Origin of the sequence: Aliivibrio kagoshimensis, assembly GCF_050337105.1 — a bacterium.
Classification (GTDB): Bacteria; Pseudomonadota; Gammaproteobacteria; order Enterobacterales; family Vibrionaceae; genus Aliivibrio_A; species Aliivibrio_A kagoshimensis.
In genome coordinates this window covers 29,417-43,536 of sequence record NZ_JAKJSQ010000033.1, presented here as the reverse complement: position 1 = coordinate 43,536, position 14,120 = coordinate 29,417, and the positions used below count along the sequence as shown (strand labels likewise).

Annotated in this window: 15 protein-coding genes; 2 read left to right on the top strand and 13 right to left on the bottom strand. The window is 39.9% G+C overall.

Annotated features, from left to right (window positions below; translation table 11 throughout):
• Positions 1–68: 68 nt before the first annotated feature.
• The 5 genes from L4C32_RS12125 to L4C32_RS12105 all read right to left on the bottom strand — a co-directional run bounded on the left by L4C32_RS12125 (position 69) and on the right by L4C32_RS12105 (position 3,201).
• Positions 69–461, bottom strand: coding sequence for a regulator (locus L4C32_RS12125; RefSeq protein ID WP_428197140.1), 393 nt, complete (start codon positions 459–461; stop codon positions 69–71).
• A 293-nt stretch (positions 462–754) separates the two neighbouring features.
• Positions 755–970: a hypothetical protein gene (locus tag L4C32_RS12120; RefSeq protein WP_428197139.1), complete on the bottom strand. Its 216-nt coding sequence runs from the start codon at positions 968–970 to the stop codon at positions 755–757.
• Between the two features lie 146 nt (positions 971–1,116).
• Positions 1,117–1,467, bottom strand: a complete 351-nt coding sequence (locus L4C32_RS12115) for a hypothetical protein (protein WP_428197138.1) — start codon at positions 1,465–1,467, stop codon at positions 1,117–1,119.
• A 249-nt stretch (positions 1,468–1,716) separates the two neighbouring features.
• Positions 1,717–2,100, bottom strand: coding sequence for a regulator (locus L4C32_RS12110; protein WP_428197137.1), 384 nt, complete (start codon positions 2,098–2,100; stop codon positions 1,717–1,719).
• A gap of 177 nt (positions 2,101–2,277) precedes the next feature.
• A complete protein-coding gene (locus L4C32_RS12105; RefSeq protein WP_428197136.1) occupies positions 2,278–3,201 on the bottom strand; it encodes a tetratricopeptide repeat protein in 924 nt (307 codons plus the stop codon).
• A gap of 429 nt (positions 3,202–3,630) precedes the next feature.
• On the opposite strand from L4C32_RS12105, the gene L4C32_RS12100 reads away from it, so the two are divergent.
• Positions 3,631–5,541, top strand: a complete 1,911-nt coding sequence (locus L4C32_RS12100; RefSeq protein ID WP_428197135.1) for a methyl-accepting chemotaxis protein — start codon at positions 3,631–3,633, stop codon at positions 5,539–5,541.
• A 72-nt stretch (positions 5,542–5,613) separates the two neighbouring features.
• Here the strand turns inward: L4C32_RS12100 and L4C32_RS12095 are convergent, their stop codons facing one another.
• Positions 5,614–6,474: a hypothetical protein gene (locus L4C32_RS12095; protein ID WP_428197134.1), complete on the bottom strand. Its 861-nt coding sequence runs from the start codon at positions 6,472–6,474 to the stop codon at positions 5,614–5,616.
• Between the two features lie 369 nt (positions 6,475–6,843).
• Positions 6,844–7,755, bottom strand: a complete 912-nt coding sequence (locus L4C32_RS12090; RefSeq protein WP_428197133.1) for a patatin-like phospholipase family protein — start codon at positions 7,753–7,755, stop codon at positions 6,844–6,846.
• A 185-nt stretch (positions 7,756–7,940) separates the two neighbouring features.
• Here L4C32_RS12090 and L4C32_RS12085 point away from each other — a divergent pair, with 185 nt between their 5' ends.
• Complete coding sequence (locus tag L4C32_RS12085; RefSeq protein ID WP_428197141.1) at positions 7,941–8,690, top strand: SDR family NAD(P)-dependent oxidoreductase; 750 nt, start codon at positions 7,941–7,943, stop codon at positions 8,688–8,690.
• 63 nt (positions 8,691–8,753) lie between these two features.
• Here L4C32_RS12085 and mog read toward each other — a convergent pair whose 3' ends face one another.
• The 6 genes from mog to vxrA form a co-directional block, all read right to left on the bottom strand.
• Positions 8,754–9,287: a molybdopterin adenylyltransferase gene (gene mog / locus L4C32_RS12080; protein ID WP_428197132.1), complete on the bottom strand. Its 534-nt coding sequence runs from the start codon at positions 9,285–9,287 to the stop codon at positions 8,754–8,756.
• Between the two features lie 254 nt (positions 9,288–9,541).
• Entirely contained in the window at positions 9,542–9,691 is a 150-nt protein-coding gene (locus L4C32_RS12075; protein ID WP_428197131.1) for a YoaH family protein, read from the bottom strand.
• Between the two features lie 114 nt (positions 9,692–9,805).
• Positions 9,806–10,999, bottom strand: a complete 1,194-nt coding sequence (locus L4C32_RS12070) for a conjugal transfer protein TraF (RefSeq protein ID WP_428197130.1) — start codon at positions 10,997–10,999, stop codon at positions 9,806–9,808.
• A 121-nt stretch (positions 11,000–11,120) separates the two neighbouring features.
• The gene (locus tag L4C32_RS12065) at positions 11,121–12,017 is read right to left on the bottom strand and encodes a DUF2861 family protein (RefSeq protein ID WP_428197129.1); all 897 of its coding nucleotides are present in this window, start codon (positions 12,015–12,017) and stop codon (positions 11,121–11,123) included.
• 4 nt (positions 12,018–12,021) lie between these two features.
• Complete coding sequence (locus tag L4C32_RS12060) at positions 12,022–12,684, bottom strand: response regulator transcription factor (protein WP_428197128.1); 663 nt, start codon at positions 12,682–12,684, stop codon at positions 12,022–12,024.
• On the bottom strand, positions 12,659–14,116 hold the full coding sequence (gene vxrA, locus L4C32_RS12055; RefSeq protein WP_428197127.1) for a sensor histidine kinase VxrA: 1,458 nt from the start codon (positions 14,114–14,116) through the stop codon (positions 12,659–12,661). The genes L4C32_RS12060 and vxrA overlap by 26 nt, the downstream gene beginning before the upstream one ends.
• Between the last annotated feature and the right edge of the window lie 4 nt (positions 14,117–14,120).

Sequence of the window (14,120 nt, the reverse complement as noted above, 5' to 3'; positions counted from 1 at the left end):
GAGTAGAAGGTATGCACTGTGTTTCTTGTTTAAATTGAAAGTAGAGATGATCAAACCAGTAAGTATTATTACGAATACTTATTAGTAACTGTATTTTTTACTCTAGCAATTGCCCTCGCATACCTGAGAAGCTTGGTCATTGTTCGCCTGTCATCACTGCAACCAATTTCAACTAAGGCCATACCAGTTAATAGCTGTTGAGGAGTGGCCAATACACCAGTAGGCAACAACAGTTTTCCTCTAACAAATGAAAAACCAATCCATTCGTCACAATCGCTAATTTCAAACCCAGATTGTATTTTCATTAATCGTCTACATTCAGGAGGAATTTCTACTCTTCCCGAATCCCAATTCGAAACCGTTCTCTTACTCTTAAAACATAAATTTGCTGTTTCTTCTATACTCAAGCCGCACTTAATAAACCTAAAGACGTAGTTTTTACTCATTTGGTTGTACTTCATTACCTATGACCTTAAAGGCCTAACGGTAACAATAACACTGCTAACCTTCTGATTTAAAGGTAATACTTAGAACATTAATTCATAACTTAACTGAACCTTTCTTTCATTAATTACGCTTTCAAGCTTCATAGCTCGATTAATAGAACATGACATCCCTGTAGTATTAACGCTTTGTAAATTAGTGACCAATGCCTCCAGAAAATGTAAAGCAGTGTCCCATAAACACGAATTAAACTGAAAATGCCGAGTACTAGAAATGCGTCCTGCCATTTAATGCCTAGAACTTGTTATATTTACATTCCTAGCCCATATGAACCCGGAGGCTCGGGATCTAATATATTTTTAAGGAAATCTTGTGCTTCTTTGAGACTTCCGAAACACCCTATGGTTTTTCCATCAGGATCAACAACCTCATAAGATGTACTTAATATGTTACCGTTGTCATCGACTTCAATCACTTGAATTAAACTGAAACCAGAGTTACTTGCTAATGTTTTTCTATCTTTCATGCGTTGTTCCTCTTGCAAAAATTGGGCAAATATAATTGCCAATTATAATAAGAACCAGCCTAGCAAAAAATTCAGTTTTAACACCGTAAAACTCAACTTTACCCAAACTCACAGGATGGTAAATCACTCTTAAGTTGTTTGTTATATCATGAACTTTTACGTTTCAAAATGAGCTCACCTTTCTTATAAGATATCTCGTCATACCCTTTAAAAACGGCAATGACCAACGTTATACCTAATGATGCAGCAATTATAATCCCACTTATTTCCATACCAGTAAGGGCAGCAAGTGGAGCTGCAGCGAACATAGACATACCACCTGTAAAAGGGGTTGCTACAAGTGCAGTCGTTAAAACATCCAAAGTCCCGGTGCCTACATACGCCAGTTTCTTAGTTTTCTTTAGTTCATCTGCAAGTTTACCTACGACTATAATCTCGTTCTCTTCACGATCTTTAGCCCTTGTTAACTCTTCTTTAGTTCTTACTTCGGTTGACATTTATCTTCCTTTCTAAATGAATTCATTGCTCTGTGATATAGCAGCTTACCAAGATGCAAAACGAATCATTTAAACAATACATTCTGTATCTTATCAATCAATAACTATAGAAAATAACATAATACTTCTGATAAATTAGTGCCTTACATCAAAAGTAGATAAAACAAATGTAGAAAGTTGACTTATGTTTGTAGAAAATATGCATTGTATTTATTATGAATTGGAAGGAAAGATAAGTTAGAAAATCCATTAATGACTCTTACTACTAATGACTGCTTTTATGCGAGTAATTTCCCTCGAATACTTAAGTAGTTTGGTCATAGTTTTCCTATCATCACTGCAACCAATTTCAATTAAAGCCATTCCTATTAGAATCTGTTGTGGATCAACCAAAGCACCTGTAGGTAGCAGGAGTTTTCCATTTACAAATGAAAAACCACTCCATTCATTATCATCACTAAACTCAAAACCTGAATACAACTTCATTAAGCGTTTACATTCGGGCGGGATTTCTACTTTTCCTGAATCCCACTTAGTGACAGTCCTCACACTCTTAAAACATAAATTAGCGGCTTCTTCTACGCTTAAGCCACAAATGACAAACCGAAAAATGTAGTTTTTAGTCATTTTCATGCCCTTCTCTACCAAAGGCTAGAAAAGATACGCCCGTAACAAAACTATCAATAAGCCTTTGATTTAACTTAAGAACATATAATGCGCACTTTAATTTATTACAACAAAGCGATAATGACCTAATAATAAAGTGCGAACTCAGCATCGTTCGCACTCTGTATCGCTGCGAATAATGTCTTAACCACAATTCTGATATTTTGAAGCAATACAATTTTTTGCCATCTCTTTAGAAATGGCTATCGATTCCGGTGACATAGTTTGTTTCAAGACGGCCATTTTTTCATCCGTATCTTTATTGCCATTCTTTATCGCAACATCGAACCACATGTAGGCGTGTTTATAGTTCCTATTAATGCCATCACCCAAAAAGTACATTTTTCCAAGATAGTATTGTGCTTTTGCGTAACCTTGTTCAGCTGATTTTCTATACCACTTCACTGCTGTTTTGTAGTTCGTTTTTACACCGTCTCCATACTCATACATTGTACCTAACACTGATTGCGCTTTTTTATAATCTTGATCAGCTGATTTTCGATACCAATATACGGCTTTAGAATTGTCTTTATTGACACCATCTCCAAAAAAATACATCTCTCCAAGATTATACTGCGCTTTGAAATACCCCTGTTCAGAAGATTTTCTATACCATTCAACGGCTTTGTTATCATCTTCTGGCACACCTTCACCAAAGTCATACATTACACCTAATGCGAACTGGGCTTTCGGATGACGTTGATCCGCTGCAGCTTTATAAAGATTCATGGCCTTTTTGAAGTCTATATTTACGCCCTCACCATAATAGTACATGTCACCAAGGTTATATTGCGCACTTGAAAATCCTTGTTCTGCGGACTTACTATACAAATTGATGGCTTGTTTATTATCTTCTGGAACACCTTTAGCATAGTCATATATTTCACCCAGTTTATTCTGGGCTTCTGCGCTCCCTTGATCAGCTTGCTGATGCAGCTCTTGCAGTGAAATGCTACTCGATATCGCTTTAGATGTTTTCTTATTTTCTTCATCCGCAAGTACTGTTATCGGCGTAGTTATGGCAACTAGCAATGATGCTATTACTGATATATTAATTACAAATTTCATACAACCTCGCAAGTAAATTCATTTAGAGAGAAATAATATCCGCACATACCCTAAATATAATCTGACTCAAAATCAGTGATCATGGCCATACAAGTAAAAATGAATTGGTACTTTTAACTTTAAAATCAGATGGTTATTGAGTGTATCATCAATATTTTGGTTCAGCCTTTCTGTTTCCTCTACAACCATCGAATACCACTATCTATGTAACAGATAGTGGTATTCATTTTTATGTGATTTAACTCACTATTTTATTAAAGTAGATGCAAGAACTGCCGATAGTGCTTCCGACAATATTGATAATTGCACCCTACACCTAGTGTCACTGTATCGTTTAATGAGCAGTGTTTTGAATTTTGTTAATTGTTGTACATTAAGACCTGAGCATTAGATTTTGGCTTACTACTTACAACATGTAAGGAATTAAAAGTGTTTCAGAAAATGGGCTTTAAGGCGTCAATCATTACCTGTGTAGTACTGATCGTGACGACCGTTCTTATCATCTCTAATGGGTTAAATTATCGTGCATTGCAAACCACCACGATCGATGATGTAAACTCACAGTCAACATCTGTTATCAATTATGAAGCCGATACACTCGAGCGTTGGTTTACCTCTCGAATCAATACGGTTGAGAAGCTAGCATCAAACAATAACAATGGAACAATAGACGGCCAATATGTGTCAGCGGCTCGATTAGCCAAAGACCTAAGTGGCGTTTCTGATATCTATTTTGGATTTAATGATGGCACGACCTATTCGACAGCTAAGACTCATCTCTATATTGATGGCGTAGGTATTCCTGAAAAGTATGACCCACGTACACGTGATTGGTACAAGATGGCTAATGCAACCAACGGCGTTGCGATCACTGATATCTATAAGGATGCTGGTACTAAAAAACTGGTTATATCGATCAGTAAAGCACTTAATGGTGGTGTTATTCTTGCGGATATTGAAATGGATATTTTGGATGAAACCATCAATAACCTCAATATTCCTGGTGCTATTACTGCTATTTTAGATGCGGATGGCAAAGCAATTGCTTCTACATCAAATGTGCTTTCTGTTGGCACTACCCTATCTGATATCGGCCTACAAAATGTCTATAACAATATGACCAATGTTAAATTCAACATGAGTGAATATACATTAGCTGGAATGGATAAGATCAGTTTAACCCGTGAGATTAATATAGCGAGCGGGAAAAAATTATACCTGTTTGTTGGTATTGAGAAGTCCGTGGTATACAGCGAACTTGATGATCAATTCGTGAGTGCTATTACTATGTCTATTGGCATGATTTTGCTTTCAGTCCTTACTGTTGTTGTCATTTTGAATATACTGTATAAGCCAATTGTAGCTCTTAAAGATGTGGTTCAAGATCTGGCGCAGGGTAACGGTGATTTAACCCAACGTTTACCTGTGACCTCTAAAGATGATTTAGGGCAAATATCTGCAGGTATTAACCAGTTTATCGCCAACTTGCAAACCTTAATGTTAGATATTTCACAATCCTCAGTGGTGATTGCATCCAGTATCAATAACCTTGAACATCACGTCACGTCGAACAATGAGGTATTAACCTCCCATAGCCAGGAAGCGGATCAAGTCGCGACTGCAATTGAAGAGATGAGTGTTACAGCTAGAGATGTTGCCAGCAATGCTGAAGAGGCATCATGCTTCTCGCAGTCAATGAGTATCCAAGTTGAAACGTCTAAAACCAGTGTCGGATCTGCTGCTATAACGGTGTCTGAGCTCGCTCATAACATTCAAGGTTCGTCTGATTCAATTGAGGCGATAGAACGAGATACGCTTGCAATCACCAAAGTATTAAGCGTTATTAGTGATATAGCAGATCAAACTAATTTACTGGCTTTAAATGCTGCTATCGAAGCTGCTCGAGCCGGAGAACAGGGCCGAGGTTTTGCTGTAGTCGCCGATGAAGTCAGGGCTCTAGCTGGAAAGACACGAGTCAGTACTGAAGAAATTCAAAAAACCTTGGCGCAATTAACACAAGGTTCATCATTAGCGATTGATGCAATGGCTATAACGCAAACCACATGTACCAATACCGTTGAGAGAAGCACTACAGTGGAAGCAGACCTAAGTGCTGTTGTTGCTTCAGTTGTGCAAATCAATGACTTAAATAATCAGATAGCCACCGCTGCTGAAGAGCAAAGCCTTGTATCAGGAGAGATTGCCATGAACATGACGGCGATTCGAGAGATGGCAATTAAATTATCAGATAATGGCAAAAGTACCGCTGAAGAAACGATGAAACTTTTACAAGCAAACGGCCAATTAAATGAGATTGTGGCCAAATTCAAACTGCAGTAAAACGTAAAATCAGGACAAAAAAAGCCCCCAGTAGTTGGTAGTCCAACTATTGGGGGTCACTTATCTATCCGTTTACGCTTTTTTGTTCTTTCTACGTCCAACTAATACCATGCCGAAAAGGGCACTTGCCATAGTGAATAGTGTTTCTGGCTCAGAGATGTAGACTGTTGCGCCATCCATTTTAATCGTTAAGTCGCCATCGATCGCACTGAATACTGGGTTAGAAGCCCCACCTTTAAATGTTTCAGATTCGAATTGGAAAACAAAATGGTCTGTATTTTCATACGTAATTTTAACAGCGCCACTGGTATCACTTTCAGAAACATTGTTACCTGGGCCTGTGAATAAAATTTCGTCATCATTTTCAAATGCAGCCGTTACACTAGCGGCAGCTGCACCCGTTTGGTATGAGGTGATACCATCTGATGTGAATACACGAAGTGACTCAGTTTGATGGAAGTTTTCGTTATTTTCGCCATCAATATCATAAGCGATAATAGCAAGCTCATCCGCAACAAAACGCTCACTGAAAGTACCAGAGTTAGCACCTGCCCCATCGAAAAGTTCAAAGATATAGGTTAAGCCCCCAGAGCCAAACGTAGCTTCATTAGAATAAATGAATGCAATATCATCATTTGGATTATCACCCGAGGTTTGATTGTAGTTAGGGATATGGTAATTAAATTTGTAATCGCCATAAGCATAAGCGGTCACACGTGCATCGACTGTTACAGAACCTTGTGTAGCTACATTAGTGTAATGCATGCTTGCACCACTAAATGACGGACCAAAATTATACGCAGCCTGACCATTAGTCACTTCTAAGAAATCAGTAAACCTAAGATCCAATGGCGCTGCAGTAGTCATTGGAGTAGCGAAAGCGCAAGCTAAAGCGGCTAGTGGTAGGAATTTGTTACGTAAAATTGTACTCATAAAATAATACCTATTATAAGTTTTACAGAGTTCTGTAGGGTGGAAATTTATGCTTCAAATAAGCAATAAAACAACATGTTGCATATTTAAGCAATAATTAGGCCAATGATGCAAGCTGTTGTTGCATATACCTTTCACCCCTGCCTATGATTCTTAACTTCAAGTATGTGTATAAAAAGCTGACAAATAAATTCCAATAAATAAGACGAAATATAGAAATCAACCGATTATTCGGCACAGGTTTATAAATTCAATAGGTAGCGTTATTTTGGACTTCTATTATGAGATTTTATTTCATAAACCACATTTGAAGATCACATGAGAATATGTAGATTGAATCAGAACCGTATCTTGTCGATTACACCATAATCAAACTACAGACATGCCAGCTTTTATTAGGCTTTCTCTCGTTTTAATCCGTCCGAGTTCAATCAATTGGCTAGCCAGATCAAACTCAAATGTGCCACAAGTGTTCCTAGCCAACTCAATAGTAATGTCTGGTGGGTAGGCCGCTAACTTTGCTCTAGCAATGGTACTTTGCATTGCATCGAATGCTTCCGTTGCAATGTTGTAAGATCCCCACCCATCCACAGTACTTTGAGGGCTGGTCTTTAAGCGACCAATAAAGCGCTTTATACTCAAATGAATATCACTGCCTTCATTTTCACTCTCGGTGATACGAGGCATTGGACGTGACTTTAATTTAGCGATCTCATCGACTGAGCCCGCTAAGTTTACGGCAATTGTGATGTCTGTCTTATCGTTAAACGTAGGGGCAATAGGAACAGGATTCAACACCCCCCCATCAATTAAATACGTATCATTGTGTTTCACTGGGGTAAAGAAAAGAGGAAGTGAAATAGATGCTCGAAAGGCATCAAACAAACAGCCTGAATTAATCCACACTTCTTTTTCGTTTTTCACATCCGCGGCAATTGCAGTATAAGGAATAGGAAGATCTTCAATATTTTGCTCACCAACTAACTTTTTCAAGCTATTGATTATTTTCTCTCCCTTTACTAGTCCCCCTTTCCTAAATGAAATATCAAGAAGTGAGACGATATCGACTTTATCAATTGCACAGACCCACTGCTCAAATTCATCCAGCTTGCCTGCAGCGAAAATCCCACCAATAACGGCACCAATTGAGCAGCCTGAGATAGATTTTATCTCAAACCCGTTGCGTTCCAATTCTCGAATCACTCCAATGTGAGCCATCCCTCTCGCACCACCACTGCCAAGTACTAAAGAGACCGATATTTTCTTATGGCGATTTTGCATATTGCCTCCAGAGTTCTGTCAATAATTCCATCATACATCAGGCATTTTTTTTATAAATGCTGACGACAGCTATTTTCATATAATGATACAACTCATTACTATTTAGTCACACCGTCACAGACATTTTATTATTTGTCAGTTATAGTCTTTGCATACAATATTCAATTAGGAGCTATATTTTGCAGATGACTGAAAGAGTGATCTTGGTAACAGGAGCAGGAAGTGGTATTGGAGCGGCAGTTTGTGAAACCATTGCTGACCCACACACGACCTTGATCATACACACGGGTTCGAATAAAGACGGCTTGGAAGAACTTCAACAAAAACTACATGATAAACAGTGCACAAGTTACCCAGTCGTTGGCGATTTAACTGATCCCGCGGTGAGTGAAAAGATAGTCAATGTAGTCAATGAAATCGGTCAGTTAGATGGGATAGTAAGTAATGCGGGATTCCCTGATTGGAGGGATTTTGGAGAGCTTGATGACGCAGGCTTAGCTTACTCATTTCAAGTTACTCAAGCAGCCTTCTATCGCCTTATTACAATGACCCTGCCCATGTTAAAAAAATCCCCGTCGGGAAGAGTGGTTGCTGTCAGTTCATTTCTCGCCCATAAATTTCAAAATGGTGGCGGGTCAGTACCCGCGTCTGCAGCCGCAAAAGCTGGATTAGAGGCATTAGTAAAGTCATTAGCGGTTCATGTCGCTGACAAATCGGTCACGGTGAACTGTGTCGTTCCTGGTTACATCAAAAAGAACTCCCCCGATCACACACCTCTCAGCGAAACATCCTTAACCACAATTACGTCACGAATTCCCTTGCGTCGATTAGGTACTCCCAGTGAAGCCTCAGATCTGATTGATTTTTTGTTATCCCATAAGGCGAGTTACATCACTGGACAATGCATACACATTGATGGCGGTTTAACACTGTAATTAAGTCATTATTATAAAAAGCCCATAAGTGACAGTGCAACTTATGGGCTTTTTATTTTGTTTCTATTTAGCTTTCGGTCTAAAAGGTTTGATGACATCCAGGTGACATTCAAGGAATGGACCGTCCATCAAATCAATACAATATGGAATAGCAGGGAATACTGCGTCCAAACACTCGCGTATTGACTTTGGTTTGCCTGGTAGATTCACAATTAAACTGTCACCACGAAGACCCGCAGTTTGACGAGATAGAATCGCAGTTGGGACAAATTTAAGAGATTCTGCACGCATTAATTCACCAAAACCTGGCATCATTCGGTCGCATACAGCCTCAGTCGCTTCTGGAGTCACATCCCTTTTTGCTGGCCCAGTACCGCCTGTGGTGACGATTAAGCTACAGTTCTCTTCTTCAGCCAAACGAATTAGAGCCGCCTCAATAACGTCCTGTTCGTCTGGAATCACTTCATATACCGGAATCCACTCTGAGGTGAGATAGTCGCTTAGCGTCTCAATGATGGCCTTGCCAGAGATATCTTCATAGATACCCGCACTTGCACGGTCACTGACAGTAATGATTCCAATCTTTGCTTTACTCATTCTAATTTATTCCTTCTGTAGACTATCTGTTTATTATGCCGTGTTTTTTTCAGCGACCCAAGCCCATTTATCTAATTATGCTAGCTCATGAAAACTAAGTTATGATGCACTAGGGTCGAGTTACCACCTCTGAATATGGGTTATAGTGCGTCAGACCCGGCGACTCACAACTCACCTTAGTTATAGTGCGCTAAATTGTATTGCGCACATAAAAAAACCGACCTAGAAGGTCGGTTCACTTTAATCATATCGGATTACTTTTTATCTGCTTGTTGCTGTCGTATCTCATCTGCAATCATTTGTATTGCTTGCCCAGAACTGACTCCTTGCTCCATCAGTTTCTGGATTTTCTCTACAGCTGCTTGCTGCTCTTCATGCGATAAGGTTGGTAAATCATCGAACATAAGTGACTCCTTTACTGCGCACTGCCCTTTTATAAGATAGTTATAAAAGAAAATGCCCAACATAATAATATTGGGCAGATAGTAGTGGCTAATGTGCTGGAAGTATACTGTTAATTAAAACGCAAATGACCAATTCATCGATACACCTGCCGCATCAGGATTCGCGTAACTTGCTGCCACGTCCAACCTGAACAGATCACCCGGCGAAAATCCGATTCCCGCAGTGTAGGTATCTTCAAGGTTATTTTCTAAATCCACTCGATACCCACCACGTAACTGAATTTGGCCAAGTAGGTTAAATTCCGCCCCGACACGAAACATACGTGTGTCATCATCAAACCCTTTGAACCGAGTCTGTGTATTGAGATCAACATCCGTAGTTAAGGTGAAATAATGAGTTTCAAAAGCGCCACCTACTGTATATTGTGGCTTCAATTCATACACATATTGATAATTTAACACTGACGGAGTATACGCAGGGTAGCTTGATGGACCGGTAGTGGTAACAGTGACATTCTCTGTCACCAACTCTTGTGCAATTAAATTTTTACCTGCTAGCCCTAGCCTAAACGGTCCATAAAACCAAATAACGCCTACATCCAGATTAAATGCACTATCCGTGACTTTATCATCATCGTATTTATCTACGTCAAAGTCTTCGACCGTTGCGGTGTAGTTATAAGCCCCAAAGTATTGGTATTTTGGGGAGACACCTACCGTGAAATGCTGCCCCATAAAATCCACATATTTTGCCAGTGCAATTCCTACTTCACTAATCTGAAATCCTGTTAAGGTCACCGTGGAATCATAAATCGGCCTTATCTGGGTTTCCGTTGGGTCATCACCCGCTTTGCTGGTGGCTATGTGTGGAAGCGAAATCGCTTCAACATAACTTTGAGTAAACAGGCTGGCAGAAATGAATTTATTGGGGATTGCTATGGCACCTGCAATTCTCGCTTTAATTAAGAATCGGGAGCCATCCAAGTCTTGCAGTTGGTTTACGGCATTAGTTACCGCCACAGGATCAGTGGTGTCTAACCCTTTTATGGTATTTTGCATCCCATCGACTTTATCTCGCATATCATTGATGTCTTGATACTCAGCTCCGATCACGGGTAACAAAATACCAAAATCATCTTTTCTATTATAGATCGCTACCAGTGCCGGATTATAGAAAGCGCCAGCCAAGTAGCTTCCGCTTGCGGTTCCTGCCCCTCCCATCGCTTGCGTACGCGCATCGGCATTTGCAATATTGGGTGTGGTCAGAAGAGCTAAAGTTATTACGTTTCGAAAAAGTGTGCGATTCATACCGTTATCCATGGTGACTACTCTCATCTCAATAATGATAACGGCGATGAATATGAAAACTGAAGAGTTATTTAATAGCAACTAGATAGAAGTGCTGCTTTTTATTGCAGAATGTGACCTACTATCTCTCAGTAAAGAGTTCTGTACTCAGATCGATTGTTTTGGTTATGGTCTGTGTGTCGAGAATCGTGATACTGCCTTGCCAACGTCGATGCTTAAGTGAGACCGCCAATACATAACGGTCGTCAGGCAGTGTCATCTTAGGCAGTTCAATCGGGTAGTCACCTTCATACTGTTCTGTCCATACCTTATGAAATTTAGAGTCCTTGTTGGTATGTAAACTAAGATCTAAGGTTGGTAGTGGGCAATATTTATTCAACAACCCGCTTTTATAGGTCGTCCATTTCTGTTTTGAGCTCCACCTTACCAACTCTTTATTATGTGGTTCGGCCAATATGACCCATGTTTCCCATTCCAGTTTGGAATCCGAAACAACCTGAATTTTATAGAGCCCACTCTTTGCTCTAGTATTTAACGTTTCGGTTGTTGCACTATATTGATATTTGCTTTCAACGCCATCACTTCTATCAGGGCTGCTTTCATTAATTACTTCCACATCTGGCCAACGTATCAATCGAATGCGATCTAAGTCTTGGGGAGTATTCGCTCGTACAATCACTTTATGAGATAAGCGACCCGGACTTTGTATACTCTGACGTTCAATAGTCACACCGTCTAACCACTCTGGAATACCAATCTGTTTAAATGATCGTCCACAATCTAGTTCTATCACTGAATTAATTAATTTATCTAAATGCTGTTGTTGGCTTATTGATGGTAACTGTTGCCACACTTCAATGAGTGATTGAAATCCTCGTTGTGAATCACCTTCTAAAAACAACTTATGGGTATTAGTTAATGCGGTATTCTCAATAAACCAATGTTCCGCATGCACAGCTGGTGAAGCGGTTAGCATACATAAAGCAATTAACGCTGTTTTGACATTCAATCTATTCATACGATTACGCTTTCATCTTATAACCCACACCACGAAGTGTTTCGATATCTATATTGTTGATCTTCTGTCTAAGTTGCAAAATATGGGTATCAACCGTACGGGTCGTTGGAAAGTGGTTATATCCCCATACTTGATCCAGCAATTCGTCCCTAGTGAACACTTTACCCACATTACTGGCGAGAAAGAGTAGAAGATCAAACTCAGTTCGAGTTAACGATACTTGTTGCCCTGCATTAATCACTTCTCTTGTCGATGTATCAATAGTCAAGACACCCACAATGACTTGATTTGAATTGACTTGCTCTACACCATCAGGGTTACGTAGATGGGCACGTACTCTTGCTAATAACTCCGCTTCTGCAAAAGGTTTAGTCAGATAATCGTTAGCACCAGCGTCTAGGCCCGTTACTTTGTCACGTACTGAGATCAATGCAGTTAATAAAATAACAGGGGTATCTTTCAATGCTTTCCACTGTGCGAGAAACGATATTGAGTCCCCGTCTGGCAGTTGTCTATCTAGAATAACTAAATCTGCTTGTTCCCATAAAGCGGCCACATCTGCTGCTTTATCAGCATGCAGACAGTGATAACCCGCTTGTTCAAGACTGACAATCAGTCCTTCCGCTAAATTACGGTCATCTTCAACTAATAGTAGTGTCGGTTTCACACGGTACCTCCAAAATAAATGATGTAGGTGGACCTTGTAATTTCAAGGTCCCACCCATTCGTTTGACCATAGAATCAACAATCGTTAATCCTAATCCCAAACCACTTTGACTCACAAAGGGTTTGCGCAATCTGTTCCAATCTTTTGCTGTTAAAATCCCGTCATCATTCACATTCACTTTCATGCTTTTACTGCTTATTGTCACTTTGAGCTCAACGGGGCCAACCCCATATTTACAAGCATTGTTAACTAAGTTATCTATACAGTTTCCTAACCAGTAGATGTTGACTTTAACTGCTGAGTCATAATTAAGCGTAAAAATCACCCGAGTTGTATTCTCTTCAAATCGATAACTTAACCAGTCATTAACGGAAGGGATCCATTCAGTTGCTAAGTGTTGATTGCCCGATTGAAGGTAGTCTTTACTCGCTTCAGCCAGTTGTCGTAACCGTCTTGAGTCTTCGCATAAACGCCTAAATTCGTCATAGACACTTTCCGGTAAACGTTCAAACTCTCGACGAAAACCTTCAACAGTTAAACTTAAACTGGCGATAGGTGTTCTAAGCTCATGAGTAAGAATCTGCAACACCAACATACGATCTTTAAGATCCCTTCTGCGACTACGCCAGCGGGTAAAGCTCCATCCACAAATCAGAGATATGTTGATAATCACTAAACCTAGAATACTGTAATAGATAACCTTAGAGTCGCTTTTAACATCCCAACAAACATTACCTGTTCTTACATAACAGTGTGCTGTCATTCTTGAAAGAGTAAAAGACAAGCCCGTCTCTTCCAATTTATTTCGCCACAGTGCTGAATGGTAAACATCATACTTATTGCCATTTCGTAGCCATAACTCATCATCACTAACGAAGGTATCTGCACCGGAGATCAAAGCAGAGATCGCATCTGGCTTCATTCTCTGCAGGCGTCCAAGGATGGTGTTAGCCGCCGCCCATCCACGCTCCTTTATATGCATGTAAGGAGTCAACTCTTGTTCACGGCTCGGAAATTTCTCTATATACCTTGCCGCATAAGTTCCCCCTCCAGGATGGATCATACCCGAACGAATGAACCACTTTGTATGCAACTTTGTGTTATTACACATAGCTCGAGTAAATACCAAAGGATCAGTAACCAAAGGACTCACAGGCCAAGGTCCTTTACATATTTTGGCCGCTAGGTAGAGCTGTTTAATGTATTTAAAAGGGTAACTTGACGTCTGAGGTAGCATGGTATCAGGCGTTAACAGTGAGGTAGGGAAATCCCCTTGAATAAGGCGAATGTCATAAGATACCGTTGAGGTGGATTGATTAAACCGATCTCTAAACTGCTCAATTTTCTGAGGGAGAGTGTCCGCTGTAACCGGTAAGACGAACAGCAGTATCAATAACGCAAAAATGCCTCTAAATAGCAAGGGTATGTACATCCAT